The 16,163-nt window shown below is 61.3% G+C and carries 12 protein-coding genes; 7 read left to right on the top strand and 5 right to left on the bottom strand.

The annotated features are described in order from the left end of the window. Nucleotides 1-71: 71 nt before the first annotated feature. Nucleotides 72-4,118, bottom strand: a complete 4,047-nt coding sequence (gene hrpA, locus OGI63_RS10680) for an ATP-dependent RNA helicase HrpA (protein ID WP_004218618.1) — start codon at nt 4,116-4,118, stop codon at nt 72-74. 43 nt (nt 4,119-4,161) lie between these two features. Then, nucleotides 4,162-4,791 (bottom strand): class I SAM-dependent methyltransferase, encoded by a 630-nt coding sequence (locus OGI63_RS10675; RefSeq protein ID WP_004218620.1) that lies wholly within the window; start codon nt 4,789-4,791, stop codon nt 4,162-4,164. Nucleotides 4,792-4,921: 130 nt separating this feature from the next. Here OGI63_RS10675 and hflX point away from each other — a divergent pair, with 130 nt between their 5' ends. The 3 genes from hflX (at nt 4,922) to OGI63_RS10660 (ending at nt 8,625) form a co-directional block, all read left to right on the top strand. Next, nucleotides 4,922-6,442, top strand: coding sequence for a GTPase HflX (hflX, locus tag OGI63_RS10670; RefSeq protein ID WP_012619834.1), 1,521 nt, complete (start codon nt 4,922-4,924; stop codon nt 6,440-6,442). A 174-nt stretch (nt 6,443-6,616) separates the two neighbouring features. Then, on the top strand, nt 6,617-7,579 hold the full coding sequence (locus OGI63_RS10665; RefSeq protein WP_004218626.1) for an L-lactate dehydrogenase: 963 nt from the start codon (nt 6,617-6,619) through the stop codon (nt 7,577-7,579). 113 nt (nt 7,580-7,692) lie between these two features. Then, nucleotides 7,693-8,625 (top strand): cation diffusion facilitator family transporter, encoded by a 933-nt coding sequence (locus tag OGI63_RS10660; protein ID WP_004218628.1) that lies wholly within the window; start codon nt 7,693-7,695, stop codon nt 8,623-8,625. Nucleotides 8,626-9,007: 382 nt separating this feature from the next. Here OGI63_RS10660 and lexA read toward each other — a convergent pair whose 3' ends face one another. Further along, a complete protein-coding gene (gene lexA / locus OGI63_RS10655) occupies nt 9,008-9,703 on the bottom strand; it encodes a transcriptional repressor LexA (protein WP_004218629.1) in 696 nt (231 codons plus the stop codon). A 56-nt stretch (nt 9,704-9,759) separates the two neighbouring features. On the opposite strand from lexA, the gene OGI63_RS10650 reads away from it, so the two are divergent. After that, nucleotides 9,760-10,191 (top strand): LysM peptidoglycan-binding domain-containing protein, encoded by a 432-nt coding sequence (locus OGI63_RS10650; protein ID WP_004218630.1) that lies wholly within the window; start codon nt 9,760-9,762, stop codon nt 10,189-10,191. A 94-nt stretch (nt 10,192-10,285) separates the two neighbouring features. Continuing rightward, nucleotides 10,286-10,732, top strand: a complete 447-nt coding sequence (gene nrdR / locus OGI63_RS10645) for a transcriptional regulator NrdR (protein ID WP_004218632.1) — start codon at nt 10,286-10,288, stop codon at nt 10,730-10,732. Between the two features lie 56 nt (nt 10,733-10,788). Here the strand turns inward: nrdR and serA are convergent, their stop codons facing one another. Together serA and OGI63_RS10635 are read right to left on the bottom strand one after the other, a co-directional pair. After that, nucleotides 10,789-11,991 (bottom strand): phosphoglycerate dehydrogenase, encoded by a 1,203-nt coding sequence (gene serA / locus OGI63_RS10640; protein WP_004269196.1) that lies wholly within the window; start codon nt 11,989-11,991, stop codon nt 10,789-10,791. A gap of 10 nt (nt 11,992-12,001) precedes the next feature. Next, nucleotides 12,002-14,263 carry a HelD family protein gene (locus OGI63_RS10635; RefSeq protein WP_004218634.1) on the bottom strand — a complete coding sequence of 754 codons (2,262 nt, stop codon included), beginning with the start codon at nt 14,261-14,263 and terminating at the stop codon, nt 12,002-12,004. Between the two features lie 353 nt (nt 14,264-14,616). On the opposite strand from OGI63_RS10635, the gene mraZ reads away from it, so the two are divergent. Next, a complete protein-coding gene (mraZ, locus tag OGI63_RS10630) occupies nt 14,617-15,102 on the top strand; it encodes a division/cell wall cluster transcriptional repressor MraZ (RefSeq protein WP_004218636.1) in 486 nt (161 codons plus the stop codon). Then, complete coding sequence (gene rsmH / locus OGI63_RS10625) at nt 15,102-16,163, top strand: 16S rRNA (cytosine(1402)-N(4))-methyltransferase RsmH (protein WP_004218638.1); 1,062 nt, start codon at nt 15,102-15,104, stop codon at nt 16,161-16,163. The genes mraZ and rsmH overlap by 1 nt, the downstream gene beginning before the upstream one ends.

Raw genomic sequence — 16,163 nt, 5'->3', positions numbered from 1 at the left:
GAAAAGCGGCGGGGTGTTCCGAATGTGATTCGGAACACCCCGCCGCTTGGATATGCATGCACATGGGGAAACTAACGCAGTGCCTTCTGGATGCGCTGCACACTTACCGGGTAAGGAGTGCCGAGCTCTTGCGCCCAGAGCGACACGTAGAACTCCTCGAGCATCCAGCGTGCCTTGAGCGCCTTGGCCATGAGCTCGTCGTGCTTGGCCCCGGCCGGCTCCTTGCGTGCCTTTTCGAGCGCTTTGTCGACGATTTGTTTGGCTTCGTCGGCCTGCCACGCCCAGCGCACATCGCGGTTCTTGTCGGTTTTCGCCTTGGAGAGTCTGATCATGTCGGCCTGCAGGTAGACCGGCAGTCTGCGGAATGAATCGGGCGGCGTGGCGCCGATGAAACCGGGATGCACGAGTGTGGCGATATGTTCGCGCACCGACTGCAGCACCGAGAGCATGGGCAGGTCGGCCTTGCCGCTGACCGCCTTGTCTACCTGCGCATAGGCCCGCAGCACCTCGATCGCGTCCTTGGCCACCTCATACACGGCGTCCTCGAACACTTCTTTGACGCCATCCACGGCCTCACTCAACGCCTCGTCGGAGCTCAGTTTCGCAATGTCTGGCAGCAATCGCTTCACCGTCTGCAACTGCAGGTTGTCGGCGAGCGCCTTCGTGGTCGAATACGGAGCCGATGCGAGCATGAGGGCCTCGGCACCGAGCCAGCGTGACGAGATGCGTTCGGCAGGCAGGCGCAGCCGATCGAGCGCCCCTCGCCAGAGCATCTCCTCGCGCGCCTCCGTGGTGGCACCGGCTTTGCGCAGCAGATCCGCCTCGGCCACCACCTGACCCTGCTCGGCGGCCTTCTGGGCCTGCCGGTGCACGATTTTGCGTGCGGATTCCTGCGCCTGTTCGGCAAACTGGCGCTGTAGCTCGACCAGCGACTTGCCTGTGCCGAGCACCACCACGCCATCGTCGTACGAACGGCGGCGGTGGGCACGCTTCGGCCGGGGCTTCGGCTGCTCGATCACGAAATTCATGCGCAGGTATGGCGGCAGCTTGTCGGCGAGGCCATCGAGCACCTCCGGGTGAATCTGCGCCCCGACCACCTCGATGGCGGCCTGTGTGAACACGTGCGCGAAATCCGGCCACACGCCCCCGTCAACCTGTGCAGGGGAATCCAGTGTGCCGGAACCCGGGTCGGTTTGGAAATGGGAGTCGATCCAGTCCTCGATCTTCGTCGCGGTGTCTGGCGCCGGCACGAACTGCACGCGCAGCGCCTTCGGCAATGCCTTGATCATCGCCACAATGAGCTCATGACGCAGCCCGGGCACATTCCAGCTGAACTGCGGTGCCGAGATGCGTGAGAGCACGCCGAGCGGAATGTGCACGGTGACGCCGTCCGCAGGATCGTGCGTGTCGTAAACGTAGCTCAGCCGCAGCTCAATCACACGCTCGTCGGAACCGACGGCGACCCAGTGGTCGGGGAAGTCCTCCATGCTCACCGATTCCTGATCGAGGAGCCGCTCCACCTTGGACGGATCGAAATCAAGCAGATGCGGGTGAGCCTCAAACTCGCCCTTCCACCATTTCGCCAGGTCAGCCACGCAGGTCACCGTGTTCGGAATCACCTCGTTGTAGAAATCGTACAGATCCTCGTCGCTCACCGTCTGCGCCACCTGACGTGTGCGATTCGACTCCTCCTGGGCCTCCTCGATAACCGACCGGTTGGCGTCGATGAACTCGTCGTGCGCGAACCGCTGCTGAATCTCACCTTCCACAAGTCCCTGACGAATCAGGAAATCACGAGCCTCGAGCGGGTTGATGCGCCCCCACTGCACGGTGCGCCCCTGCACGATGGGCAGCCCATACAGCAGCACATTCGATTCCGCCACTGCGGAGCCACGTGAGGCGGACCAGTGCGGGTTCGCATACGTGGTGCGGGTCAGATTGCCGGCGAGCGGCTCCGCCCACGCAGGGTCGATTGCAGCGCAGTAGCGCGCCCACAACCGGCTCGTCTGCACGAGTTCGGTGCTCATCACCCAGCTCGGCGTGGATTTCGAGAGTGCCGACGCCGGGAAAATCGCGAAATGCGTGCCTCGCGCACCCAAGTAATCGTTCTTCGCCATCTTCTGTGCACGTTTCATCGCCCGCGCTCGGGCGGCACCCTTGAGACCGGTGAAATCAGATGCCTTCGGCTCATGCACGACCTGCATGCCCATCATCGAGAGGAGACCGGCCAACATGGAGGTGTGAATGCCTTGGCTGTCCCATGAACAGGCGAGCGAATGCGCAGCCTGCTGGCTGATCGGCAGTTCCCGGATCTCACGCGGCGGTCGCGACACCGGAATCGGTTCGCCCACATTGAACTTGAGTTCGCGGCACAGTTCGCGCAGCTGCGAGACGAGATCCCTCCACTGGCGCATACGCAGGAAATGCAGGTATTCAGTCTTGCACAGCCTGCGCAGTGCATGGCTGCTCATCTCGCCATCCGCCCCATATGCGCGGTCCCATATGTTCAGTGCGGTGAGAAAATCACTGGTCTCGTCGGCGTAGCGGTTGTGGATGCAATCCGCCTCCTCGCGCTTCTCCTCGGGGCGTTCACGCGGATCCTGCAGGCTCAGGAACGCCACGACGACGAGCACTGCGGCCAAGGTGTTCGGCGTGGTGGAGCGGGCGGCCTCGATCACCATGCGGCCCAGACGCACGTCAATCGGTATGCGCGCAAGCTGGCGCCCGGTGTGCGTCAGTTGCATGACGCCGCGTTTGCGAGAAATCGCACGCAATTCGGTGAGTTCGTTGATGCCGTCGGAGACCGCCTTGATGTCAGGCGGGTCGATGAATCCGAAATCGGTGATGTCCTCCGCCGTCCTCGCCACGCCCACCGAGAGCATGTGCAGCACGACCGCGCCGAGCGACGTGCGTAGAATCTCCGGCTCGGTGAAACGCGGGCGTGACTCGTAATCCTCACTCGAATACAGGCGGATCGCAATGCCGTCGGCGATACGGCCGCAGCGACCCGAACGCTGGTCGGCACTCGCCTGCGAGATCGGCTCGATGGGCAGCCGCTGCACTTTCGCCTGCTTCGAATAGCGCGAGATACGCGCGGTACCCGGATCCACCACATAGCGTATGCCCGGCACCGTGAGCGATGTCTCGGCCACGTTCGTGGCGATGACGATGCGCTGGTGCGTATGCGGTTCGAACACGCGATGCTGTTCCTTGGCGCTCAGACGTGCGAACAACGGCACGATCTCGATGGCGTCCGGCCTGCGCATGTCGGCGGCACGCGGGCCGAAATGATGGCGGAGCGCCTGCTCGAAGTCGCGGATGTCGCGCTCGCCGGAGGCGAACACGAGAATGTCACGTGGTCCTTGGTCATGCGTGGAGAGAATCGCCAATTCGGTGCATGCGCGAGCGACCGCGGTGGGCATGTCCATTGCCTCGGCGTCCGGGTTCGTGATGTCGTCGCCGGCCGTTCCGTCCGCAAACCCGGGAACATGCCTCATCAGCGCGGGAGTGCCTCCCAGCGGCTCATAGCAGATCGTGACCGGGTACGTGCGGCCGGAGACCTCGATTACCGGTACCTCGGTGCGCAGTGCGTCTTCGAAATGCTTCTGGAACTTCGCCGAATCGATTGTCGCGGAGGTGATGATGAGCTTCAGGTCGCGACGCAACGGCAGCAGGGCGGTGAGATAGCCGAGCAGGAAGTCTATGTTGAGACTGCGTTCGTGCGCCTCGTCGATGATGATCGTGTCATAGCGTGTCAGTTTCGGATCGCGTTGGATCTGCGCGAGCAGAATGCCGTCGGTGACCACGCGCAGGCGTGTCTTCGGCGAGCTTTCGTCGGTGAACCGCACCTGGTAGCCAATTTCGTCGCCCAGGCGCACGCCCATCTCGTCGGCGAGGCGTTCGGCCACGGTGCGCGCGGCGAGACGGCGTGGCTGCGTGTGCACAATCTGCTTGCCATGCGAGCCGCGACCGAGTTCGAGCAGGATCTTCGGCAGCTGCGTGGTCTTGCCGGAACCGGTTTGCCCGGAGATGATCACCACCTGACTGGAACGCACCGCGTTGGCGATGGCTTCGCGTGCGGCCGAGACAGGCAGCTGATCGGGGTATTCGAATTTCATAACGTCTTTCTGAAGATAATCGGTGTTCAGGTATTGCGCTGTGCTAGGCGAGCTTATGCACGTCAATCACCCGGTAGCCCTTCGAACTGGCGTATTTGCCCACTTCGTAGCCGTCGCCGAGATGCTCGGCAAGCCAGGGGATGAGCGAATCGGAGCCCAGATTGCGCTGCACCACCAAATAGGCATGGCCGTCGGAGACGAGGCGCGGAAGCCACTCCATGAGCAGTTCGTGGAGCGCTTCCTTGCCGATGCGGATCGGAGGGTTCGACCAGATCACGTCGAAGCGCACGTCACCAGGTACAACAGCCGCAGTGCCGGCGTGAATATTCCCGCAGCCGTTCGCCTCGGCGTTGCTGCGTGCCAGTTCGATCGCGCGTTCGTTGACATCGACCGCGTATACGGTGGCCTCCGGCGATTCCAATGCGAGCGCGAGCGCGATGGCACCCCAGCCGCAACCGAGATCGAGGAACGTGCCCTCAAGCGGGGGCATGGGCGCATGCCGGAGCAGCACGGAGGTGCCAAGATCCACGCGGTGTGCCGAGAAGACGCCATTGGATGTCTCGACGGTGACCGGATGGTCGCGCAATGTCACCTCGAGTGTCTTGCGTACATCGGCGGACTGTGGCGCGGAGCTGAAGTACTGTTCGTTCGCCGTGCCATTCGACTTGCCCATGACATCCCCGTTTCCATGAAATACTGAAATATTTGCCGTACCTGTCTTGTTCACTATACGTACCATGATATAAGAACGCTTGCAGTTCAAAAGAAAGGCGCTTTTGACCATATTCGAGAACGGGGGCCGCATGGGCAACCCGAGATATACCGAGGATTCGCAGACCACAGATTCGCAGAACGTGCTCGACGGGCAGTCGCAGGTGCTGCTCGACGACGACCACGCCGGCTGGCGGGGTGAGGACGAGACCTGGCGCGAGCGTGAAGGGCGCAACGAGCTCAAGCATGTGGCCGGTCTGGGAGAGCTCGAAGACGTCACCGAGGTCGAATACCGCAAGGTTCGGCTGGAGAAGGTCGTATTGGTGGGGGTGTGGTCTTCCCGGGAGTCGACGTTCGCGCAGGCCGAGGAGTCGTTGCGCGAGCTCGCCGCGCTCGCCGAGACGGCGGGCGCCGAGGTGTGCGACGGCGTGCTGCAGCAGCGGTCACGGCCTGATGGGACGTCATATGTGGGTTCCGGCAAGGCGCGTGAGATAGCGGACATCGTCGCCGCGAACGACGCGGACACGATCATCGTGGACGCCGACCTGCCGCCGAGCCAACGGCGTGCCTTGGAGGATCTGACCCACGTCAAGGTGGTGGACCGCACCGCGGTGATCCTCGACATCTTCGCACAGCATGCCACCTCTCGTGAAGGCAAGGCCCAGGTGGAGCTCGCGCAGTTGCAGTACATGCTGCCGCGTCTGCGCGGTTGGGGCGCCGCATTGTCACGGCAGGCGGGCGGCCGGGCCGCCGGTGCCGACGCCGGCATCGGCTCCCGCGGCCCGGGTGAGACGAAGATCGAGATGGACCGTCGTGTGATCCGCACCCGCATCGCGAGACTGCGCAAGCAGATCAAGGAGATGTCGGGCACGCGCGAGGTCAAGCGCGGATCACGCCGACGTTACGGATTGCCTACCATCGCCGTCGTCGGTTACACGAATGCCGGCAAATCGTCGCTGACCAACCGGCTGACCGGTTCGACCGAACTGGTGGAGAACGCGCTGTTCGCCACCCTCGACACGGCGGTGCGCCGCACGCAGACGCGCGACGGCCGACTCTATGCCTATGTGGACACCGTCGGTTTCGTACGCCGGCTGCCCACTAATTTGGTGGAGGCGTTCAAATCGACGCTTGAGGAGATTGCAGACGCCGACCTCATCGTGCACGTGGTCGATGCCTCGCACCCCGATCCGTTCTCTCAGATCGACGCGGTGAACGAGGTGCTGCAGACCATAGACGGTGTGGAGCGACTGCCGGTGATCACCGTGTTCAACAAGGCCGACCTCATTGACGATGCCAAACGCGAGCGTCTGCATGCGCTCGCACCCGATGCGCATATCGTTTCGTCTGCCACCGGCGAGGGCGTGGACGCATTGCGGGCCGACGTCGAGTCGATGCTCGTCGATCCGGATGTGCATGTCGAGGCGTTGCTGCCATACACCGAGGGATCGTTGCTGGCGAAGGTCCGCGAGTATGGGCGCCTGGAGTCGCTGGAATACCGCGATGACGGCATTATGCTGCAGGCTTTTGTGGACGAAAGACTGGCGGCGCGAATCATGGACGTGGCCCTGCACGAGACGGATGCCCCGGAACACGGGGAGGGCGGGGAGTGATGCAGATCACACCGATGCTGTGGTGTATACGGCTCGTTGAAACATGCTCGTATTGTGTTCGCATTGAACTATAAAAAGAATCGCGAGAGGCACCGCTGTGGCGCGATTCTGCTAAAGTACAGGTGAAAGATATGTGAATCCCGCCATAAGCGGGTAGTATGAGAGGTCGTCAGTATGGTGAATTCGCCAATTAAGCCAACCAAGCTTGCCATCGTCGGAGCCGGTGCAGTCGGTTCCACTCTTGCGTTCGCGGCTGCGGAGCGTGGCATCGCCCGTGAGATCGCATTGCAGGACATCGCCAAGGAGCGTGTCGAGGCAGAGGTGCTCGACATGCAGCACGGTTCCAGCTTCTTCCCGACCGTTTCCATCGAGGGCTCCGACGACCCTGAGGTCTGCCGTGACGCCGACATGGTCGTCATCACCGCCGGCGCACGCCAGAAGCCGGGTCAGTCCCGCCTCGATCTGGCCGGTGCCACGATCAACATCATGAAGTCGATCATCCCGAACATGCTCAAGGTCGCCCCGAACGCGATCTACATGCTCATCACCAACCCGGTGGACATCGTCACCCATGTCGCCATGAAGCTCTCCGGTCTGCCGGCATCACGTATGTTCGGCTCCGGCACCAACCTCGACTCTGCTCGTCTGCGCTTCCTCATCGCCCAGCAGACCGGTGTGAACGTCAAGAACGTGCACGCATACATCGCCGGTGAGCACGGCGATTCCGAGGTCCCGCTGTGGGCCTCCGCCACCATCGGCGGCGTTCCGATGTGCGATTGGCAGGCACTGCCGGGCCATGAGCCGCTCGATGCTGAGGCTCGCGAGCGCATCCACCAGGAAGTGAAGAACGCGGCCTACAAGATCATCAACGGCAAGGGCGCGACGAACTACGCCATCGCCATGTCCGGCGTCGACATCATCGAGGCCATTCTCAAGGACTCCAACCGCATTCTGCCGGTTTCGTCGCTGCTGAGCGACTTCCATGGCATTTCCGACGTGTGCATGTCGGTTCCTACGTTGCTCAACCGCAACGGCGTAAACTCCCGCATCAATACGCCGGTTTCCGACCGCGAGCTTGCAGCCCTCAAGCGCTCCGCCGAGACGCTGCGTGAGACGGCCGCCCAGTTCGGCTTCTGATTCGCGATGATATGAGTGCCGCCGATTATTCGGCGGCATTTCTTTTTCTGGCGTGTCACGGATGCCCGGCGCATACTGGATACACCACTTGACACGAGAATATGGGGGGAGAGATGGCGCACGAGCATTCCCACGCACCGGTGAACGGCACCGAAGGGCACTTCAAACGACTCATCGTCACCTTGGCGCTGACGGCCACGATCCTGGTGGCCGAGGTCGTGGGTGCTGCGCTCACCGGTTCCTTGGCGTTGTTGGTTGATGCGGGGCATATGACCACCGATGTCGCCGTGCTCACCGCATCGACCGTCACGGCCGCGCTCATGCGTCGCAAGCCCGACAAGTCGAAGACGTGGGGCTGGGCCCGTCTGGAGATCATCACCGCCGCCGGTGGAGGACTGGTGCTCATGTTCGTGGGCCTGTATGCGCTCATCGAGGCGGTGCTCAGGCTCACCGGTGTGGAATCCGAGTCCGTGCACGATGTTCGGCTGCTGTTGTTCTTCGGCATTCTCGGCTTGGCTTCGAATATCGGATCCATGTTCGTGCTGCGAGCACAGTCGAATGACAACATGAACATGCGCGCCGCGTTCCTCGAGGTGTGCAATGATGCGCTCGGCTCGGTTGCGGTGATCATCTCGAGCATTGTGCTCATGTGCACGGGTTGGAGCGGATTCGACGCCATCGCCGGCGCGCTGATTGCATTGCTGATGATCCCGCGGGCCTACGGGCTGCTCCACCATGCGATGCGTGTGTTGCTCGAGGAGACGCCGGATGGTCTCGATCTCGACACGGTGCGCGAGCACTTGCTGGGCGTGCCGCACGTTCTGGCCGTGCATGATCTGCATGCGAGCGTCGTCTCCACCGGCATGCCCATTCTCACCGCGCACGTCATTGTTGAGCCGGATCTGACCGTGGCCCAGGCAGGCGAGGTGCTCAGACAGCTGCAGGATTGCACGCGACAGCATTTCCCGGTGTCGATCGCGCATACCACATTCCAGCTGGAGCCGGAGGGGTATTCGAACGTCGACGTGGGGCAGATCCATGAATGATCGCCGCCGTATGCAGATTGGCGGAGCGGTTGCCATGGGCGTTTCGTGACGGACTTGTTGCATAAACGACCATACTTTGATGAATTATGGTCGTTGAGTGATGGATGCGTTCGCTGAACGACCATAGTTGGCCCGACTATGGTCGTTTTGTATTGGTCGCGTTTGCCTACGGACCATATTCCACGAGATGCTGTGACCCTATCGGGGCAGCCGGGGATGGAGTGCTCCCAGATGTGGGATGGATGGCGATGCGAGGATGGGGAAGAGGGTAAGAGGGTAAGAGATATGAATGGGACCCTACGGCAAAATGCTTTGGGGTCCCATTTAGGTCAACACAGGGGTAAGTCTGTAGTCGCCGGTTCCTTCCGACAATGTTGATCCGTCAGATTTTGCGTAGTACGGTGACGACCTTGCCCATGATCTGTGCATGGGTGCCGTCGATGGGTGCGTAGTTCGGATTGTGGGGGATGAGCCAAGTATGACCGTGCTCCTGCCGGAATGTTTTCACGGTGGCCTCGTCGTCAAGCAGCGCGGCCACAATGTCGCCGTTCTCTGCATTGTGCTGTTCGCGCACGACCACGAAGTCCCCGTCGCATATGGCCGCGTCGATCATCGAGTCGCCTTTGACCTCGAGCATGAACAGATTGCCGGTTCCGGTGAGACGCACTGGCAGACGCATGACATCCTCCACATGCTGCTCGGCGGTGATCGGCTGCCCCGCGGCGATGGCGCCGACCAGGGGGACGTCGAGGAAGTCGGATGGTTCCAAATCCATGCCGTCGAAGGGAACGATGGGATTGCCGCCGGATGTGCCGTCCTGTGTCTCAACAAGCTCGATGGCCCGGCCTTTATTGGGGTCGCGGCGGATGAATCCTTTGCTTTCCAATGCATGGAGCTGATGCTGCACCGATGATGTGCTCTTGAGGTTGGCGGCTTTGCCGATTTCCCGCAACGACGGCGCGAACCCCTGTTCCTCCAAGAGCTTGCGGATGGCATCGAGTACCTGTAGCTGCCGTTTCGTGAGTGATTCCAGGCTCGGTCGGCTTCCGGCCGGCGTGGGTGCGTCGAGGTTGCTCATGTCGTGTCCTTTCCTATGTGCATACCCTACCGCGAAACGCCTGAAAAATCAAACAGATGTTCGAACGGATTGACATCGTCGAACAGATGTGCGAATATGGACTGCAGCTGTTAGAACATTTGTTCGAAGGAGTGGTCATGCGTTCGAAGTCGATTGTGCAGGTGCAGGCGAAGACGGTGAGCGAGCGATATCGGAATTCCTTCCTTCGCGCACATCACCGTGTTCTTGCCGTGGTGGTGACTATATCGGCCTGTTTCGCGCTGTGTTGTGTGACTGCTGGCGCGCGTGAAAGCGATGCTGTTGTGGAGGCGGCTTCCTCGGAAGTCGTGCACTATACGGTGCAACCTGGAGATTCGTTGTGGAGCATCGCTTCGAGATTCCCCGGTGATTCGTCCAGTGCCTACCAGCGGGTGGAACGGCTCAAACAGGTGAACAATCTGCGTGGGGGCAGCCTTCGGGCGGGTCAGCACCTGGTGATTCCGTTGTGAGTGCTATGTCATCAGGTGTCATATCATGACACGTCATGCGCTAATATATTCGGGGCAATGCGAACATGGGCCGTGGGCGCGGTATTCTTGGAGTATGCATTGTCCTTTCTGCCAGAATCCCGATACCAAGGTGATCGATACCCGAATCAGCGACGACGGCCACTCGATTCGCCGGCGTCGTGAATGCCCCAATTGCGGTGCGCGCTTCAGTACGCTTGAAACCACGATGCTGTTGGTGAAGAAACGGTCCGGCAACGTCGAACAGTTCGACAGGAACAAGGTCATTGCCGGTGTTCGCAAAGCATGTCAGGGCAGGCCCATTCACGAGGATGATCTGAAACGACTCGGTCAGCAGGTGGAGGAGGATCTCCGTGCCCGTGGCGTGGCGCAGGTTCCGTCCGACGAGGTGGGCAAGGCGATTCTGAGACCGCTGAAAGATCTCGACGAGGTCGCCTACTTGCGGTTTGCCAGTGTGTACCAGAACTTCGAAGATCTCGAGGATTTCCAGCACGCCATCGATGCACTGAGGGATTCGGAATAAATGCTGGTTTCCGCTTGTCCAGCCGGGCAAGCGGAAACCAGCATCAGCTGTGGGTATCAGCTTTCGATGACCCGGGTGCGGATCGTGCCGGTGATGGCGTCCAGCGCGTCGATGGTGACCTCGTCGGGACACTTGGTCACATCGGTCACCACATAGCCGATCTCGCCTTCGGTTCCGAGCGCTTGTGCGCTGATGTTGATGTCCTGCTCACCAAGCACCTGGTTCACCTTGGCCAGCACGCCCGGCAGGTTGGCGTGCAGATGGGCGATGCGTGCCGCTCCCTTACAGGGACCGGTGGTGATTTGCGGCAGGTTCACGGAGAGCATGGTTGATGCCTTGAACCAATAATCCTCAAGCCTTTGGGAGACGAACTGCGCGATGTTCTCCTGCGCCTCCAGCGTCGAACCGCCGATGTGCGGGGTGAGGATCATGTTGTCCTCATCGGCCAGCGGTGTGGAGAACGGGTCGCCGGTCTTCTTCGGTTCGTTCTGGAACACGTCAATGGCGGCCCCTGAAAGATGCCCTGAATCTAGGTGCTCCTTCAGTGCATCGAGGTCGACGACGAAGCCTCGGGAGGCGTTGATGAAGATGGCGTTCTGCTTCATCTGCGAGAATTGCTTCTCGCCGAAGAAGCCGGTGTTCGACTTGCGGCCGTCCACGTGGATGGTCACGGCGTCTGCCTCGTTGAGCAGCTCGTGGAGCGTTTCGCATCGACGTGCATTACCGAGCGCGAGTTTCTCCTCGAGGTCGTAGAAGATGACACTCATGCCGAGCGCCTCGGCGAGTACCGAGAGCTGCGAACCGATGTTGCCGTAGCCGATGATGCCGAGGGTCTTGCCGCGAACCTCATGGGAGCCGGAAGCAGACTTGTCCCATACACCATGCTTCATGTGGTGTGTGTGGGCGGGGATGCGTCGCATCAGGCATATGATGTCGCAGATCACCAGTTCCACCACGGAACGCGTGTTCGAATATGGTGCATTGAATACAGCGATGCCGTTCTTGGCGGCATGGTTCAGGTCCACTTGGTTCGTGCCGATGCAGAAGCAGCCGATGGCGGTCAATGTGGGGCGTGCATCGATGACCGCTCGGGTCACCGTGGTCTTGGAACGTACGCCAAGCACGTCGACACCCTCGAGCGCGTCGATGAGTTCCCGTTCCGAGAGCGCACCCTTGCGGGTCTCCACTTCGAATCCGTGGGCGCGAAGGCTCTCCGCGGCGAGTGGATGAATGTTTTCCAACAGTAGAGCTTTAGGCATGCTTCCCACCTTAAAGGGTCAGTAGGTTTTCATCTTCTCTTGTCCGTACTATAAGCAGACGCTGGGTCGGGCGTGTCAACGCCACATACAGATCAGCCGCCGCAGCCAGACGACTTGGGGCCTCCTGTGCAATCAGTCCCGGCTGGGCCACAATCACCGCATCGTATTCCAGGCCTTTCACCGACTGGGCGTCGCAGACCAGCAACTGGGAATCCTCGATGTGCATCTGACTGGTGTCGGCGATGCGCTTGAACCTCCGTGAGATGGCACTGCGGGCGGCGTCTTTGATTTCCTGGGGCACAATGACGGCCACACGGCCATTGCCGTCGCTGTCAATGAATTCCTTGGCGAGCGATGCCGCGTGGAAGCTCAGTTCGTCGTACATCGTCGTGTCGTCGTCCACCACCAGACGCTGCACCGAGTCGGGAATCGAGCGAATCGCCTTGACTGTGGAAATATAGAGTCCTTCGCGCTCGGCGAAAGACGAGGCGAGGTTTGAGACCTCCTGCGGGTTGCGGTAGTTGATCGTCAGTTCATTGAGGCTCCAGTTATGCTCGCCGAAGAGTGGTGTCATCGTCTTCTTCCAGTCGCGCGTGCCGCCGAGGGCCGAAGTCTGGGCGACATCGCCCACAATGGTGAATGAGCGTGAGGGGCAACGGCGTATGAGCATGCGCCAGTCCATGGCAGTGAGTTCCTGCGCCTCATCCACCACAATGTGGCCATAGGTCCATTCGCGATCGGCGGCAGCACGTTGCGCCACCAGTTCGGCATCGCCGCCGTTCATATGATCCACCAGCATCTTCGAGTTGACGATGCCCGAGCCGATGCCATTCTGCGCCAAGGTGTCGGCGGCGAAGCGTTCCTCCTCCTCCCGCTTGGCGTTGCGCGCCGCGGCACGTGCAGCATCGCGAGGGTCGGGGCCGAGCAGTTCCATGGCCTCGTCGAGCAGCGGGATGTCGGAACGTGTAAATGCGGCGCCGCGTTCACGCGTGAGCATGCGTACCTGCGCCTCGGTGAGCCAAGGGGCGTAGCGCTTGAGTTGCGCGGGTTTCGAGAGCATCTGGTCGAGCATCCATTTGGCGTCCATGGGAAGCCATGCCAGGTTGAGCGCGATGCGGATGGGATCGGAAAGGCGCAGCTGGCTCATGAAGTCGGAGACCTCAGCCGCCTCCGGGGTGTAGTCGAGCTGTTCGATGTACTGGGAGCGCATGCGTTCGAGCATCTCGTTCACGAAGGTCTCACGCGCTTTGTTGTGCGGCTGACGGGTGCGTCGTGCCGCAGCGATGGCTTCGGTGACGTCGGCTGCCCTCATGGTGACTGGAATGCCGTTGAAATACACGGTGGGCAGATTGGCCGGCACCCGTTCGCGCGCCGCCACCGCGTTGGCGATTGCATTGGCCATGCGGCGTTCGCCTTTGAGCTGTGCCACATGCGGTTCGTCGTGACGCTCGGCCACCATGCCCGGAATCAGTTCACCGATCGTGCGGCTCACCACGCCCGTCTCTCCCAACGACGGCAGCACCTGATCGATATAGTGCAGGAACTCCTCGCTGGGGCCGACCACGAGCACTCCGGAACGGTCGAGCATACGGCGATGCGTGTAGAGCAGGTAGGCGGCGCGATGCAGGGCCACTGCGGTCTTGCCGGTGCCCGGTCCTCCCTGAACAATGACGGCCCCGCGCAGTGCCGCGCGGATGATGCGGTCCTGCTCGCCTTGGATGGTGGCCACGATGTCGGTCATCTTGCCGGTGCGTCGTGACCCGAGGGAGGCCAGAAGGGCGCCCTCGCCCGTGAGCGTTCCCTGCTCGGACGCGGTGTTGACGTGGGGTGAATGCACGTCGAGCACCTCATCTTCAATGCCCACGACCTCGCGGAAGTGCAACGTGATATGGCGACGCATCACGATGTCGCCATGATGCGACGGAGTCGCCTCGTAGAACGGCCGTGCAGCCTCGGCGCGCCAATCCGTGAGCATTGGCTCATGGTTCTCGTCGGAAAGGCCGATGCGACCTATGTAGCGTCGGTTCCCCGACTCGTCGTCAAGGCGCCCGAACACCAGACGGTCCTCGACGGCGCGCAGCTGGGTGAGCCGATCCTCGTACATGGTGGCGAAGGAGTCACGTTCGGTGCGTTGCGTGGGCGAGCCGTGGGATCCGGCCGCGCGCACGTCGCTCAGGCGTTCGCGCGCCTGTGTGCGAAGGTCGTCGAGCCTGCCGTAGGCGCGGTCCACTACCTGTTGTTCTTCCTGAATCTGCGAAGAGTACTGTGACATGTTCCCGTACATTCCCTAGTCTGACTGAAGCCACACTATCTTACCAATCGGCGGCTACCGTGGGGGCGTATGCCCGGAAGAACAATCCGTATGGCATCGCAATGGGCGAAATCAATCTTTCCGGATTGCAATTTGAGTGGAAAAAATGAATTTTCAGGTATTCTATGCGGTTCTTTTCGAGTGCCTGAGGCGGTGGACGCCGCTGTCAGTGCGCCATGAGTGGTGTCGGAAGCGGAGTTTTTTGTGAAGAAACGCGTGTTTCGTCGGTTTTGGGTGTGTGGTGGGGAATTTAGGTGAGTGGTGGGGTAGAGTGGAGAGACGAAGAGTTCGCATGCGTGTTGATAGGAGGAGCCATGACCGACGAACCAGTCGAGCCGGACTCCTCCGCACCGGTGGTTCCTCCGCTGTTACTCGGCACGTACAACCCGAAGATCGACGCCAAAGGGCGCATGGCCATCCCGGCGAAGATGCGTGCGCAGCTCGGTGAGGGCATGGTCATGGCGCGCGGGCAGGAACGCTGCGTATATCTGCTGCCGCAGTCTGAGTTCCGCCGCATCGCCGCACAGATTCAGCGCGTCTCGGTGGGCAACAAGGCGGCACGTCAGTATCTGCGCGTGTTTCTCAGCGGCGCGGTTGATCAGGACACCGACAAGCAGGGGCGTGTGGTGGTGCCGCAGATGCTGCGCGAGTATGCGGATCTCGGTGACGACATTGTGGTGATCGGCGTGGGTACGCGCGCCGAGATATGGAACAGGAAGGCGTGGGAGCAGTATTTGAGTGACAACGAGCCGGAATATTCGGACATTGCCGACGATGTGCTGCCGGACTTGGAGTTCTGATGACCGATTTCTCGCAGATTCACAAGCCGGTGCTTCTTCAGGAGTGCGTTGATCTCGTCACTCCCGCTTTGCATGCCTCGGATTCCGTCGCCGTGGACTGCACGCTCGGGCTGGCCGGGCATACGATTGCGTTCCTCAAGGCCGCCCCGAACGCCACGGTGATCGGCATAGACCGTGACGAGGAGGCATTGGACAAGGCCACCGCACGCATTGCCCAGGAGGGGTTGTCCGCACGATTCGTTCCGGTGCACGCCGCTTTCGACCAGTTTGACGAGGTGTTGCGTGCACAGGGGGTGAGCCGGGTGCAGGCCGTGTTCATGGACCTGGGATTGTCGAGTCTGCAGATTGATGAACGCGAACGTGGGTTCTCGTATGCGCATGATGCGCCGCTCGACATGCGCATGGACACCTCTCAGGCGTTGACGGCCCGCGAGATTCTCGCGACCTACGACGCGGACCGGCTTGCGCATATATTCAAGGAGTATGGCGAGGAGCGCTTCAGCAAGCCGATAGCCAAGCGCATCGTACAGCAGCGCCAGAGCAGTCCCCTCGAGACCTCGAGCCAGCTCACCGCCTTGGTCGATGCAGTGATTCCGGCCGCCAGGCGTGGTAGCGGCAATCCGGCCAAACGTGTGTTCCAGGCACTGCGCATCGAAGTGAATGGAGAACTCGACAAGCTTCGGCGAACACTGCCTCAGATTGGGCTCCATCTTGCTGTCGGCGGTCGCTTGGTTGTGGAGTCGTACCATTCGCTGGAAGATCGCACGGTGAAGAATTTCATGGCGCAGGGGTTGCGGGTTGACGCCCCGGCAGATATGCCGGTGATTCCGCCGGACATGCAGCCTTTCTTCAAGGCGCTCACCAAGGGAGCGGTGAAAGCCGATGCCGGCGAGATCGCGTACAATCCGCGCAGCGCGTCCGTAAGATTGCGCGCGGTCGAGCTTACGCGTCCGCTGCCGCAGCGTTGGGTCCATGCCTTCGAACTGGAATCTCAAGGGTCGGAGGACGGTGTCCGCGGAGCACATGGCCACCGGCGCCGTACCCAGGCGAGGAGGGGATAA

This window comes from Bifidobacterium sp. KRGSERBCFTRI (assembly GCF_025908335.1).
This window is presented reverse-complemented; position numbering and strand designations above follow the sequence as displayed.

Excerpts from the sequence above, each read along its gene's own strand:
- hrpA (WP_004218618.1), bottom strand. The coding sequence starts at position 4,118 with ATGAAATTCGAATACCCCGATCAGCTGCCTGTCTCGGCCGCACGCGAA.
- OGI63_RS10675 (WP_004218620.1), bottom strand. The coding sequence starts at position 4,791 with ATGGGCAAGTCGAATGGCACGGCGAACGAACAGTACTTCAGCTCCGCG.
- hflX (WP_012619834.1), top strand. The coding sequence starts at position 4,922 with ATGGGCAACCCGAGATATACCGAGGATTCGCAGACCACAGATTCGCAG.
- OGI63_RS10665 (WP_004218626.1), top strand. The coding sequence starts at position 6,617 with ATGGTGAATTCGCCAATTAAGCCAACCAAGCTTGCCATCGTCGGAGCC.
- OGI63_RS10660 (WP_004218628.1), top strand. The coding sequence starts at position 7,693 with ATGGCGCACGAGCATTCCCACGCACCGGTGAACGGCACCGAAGGGCAC.
- lexA (WP_004218629.1), bottom strand. The coding sequence starts at position 9,703 with ATGAGCAACCTCGACGCACCCACGCCGGCCGGAAGCCGACCGAGCCTG.
- OGI63_RS10650 (WP_004218630.1), top strand. The coding sequence starts at position 9,760 with ATGTTCGAACGGATTGACATCGTCGAACAGATGTGCGAATATGGACTG.
- nrdR (WP_004218632.1), top strand. The coding sequence starts at position 10,286 with ATGCATTGTCCTTTCTGCCAGAATCCCGATACCAAGGTGATCGATACC.
- serA (WP_004269196.1), bottom strand. The coding sequence starts at position 11,991 with ATGCCTAAAGCTCTACTGTTGGAAAACATTCATCCACTCGCCGCGGAG.
- OGI63_RS10635 (WP_004218634.1), bottom strand. The coding sequence starts at position 14,263 with ATGTCACAGTACTCTTCGCAGATTCAGGAAGAACAACAGGTAGTGGAC.
- mraZ (WP_004218636.1), top strand. The coding sequence starts at position 14,617 with ATGACCGACGAACCAGTCGAGCCGGACTCCTCCGCACCGGTGGTTCCT.
- rsmH (WP_004218638.1), top strand. The coding sequence starts at position 15,102 with ATGACCGATTTCTCGCAGATTCACAAGCCGGTGCTTCTTCAGGAGTGC.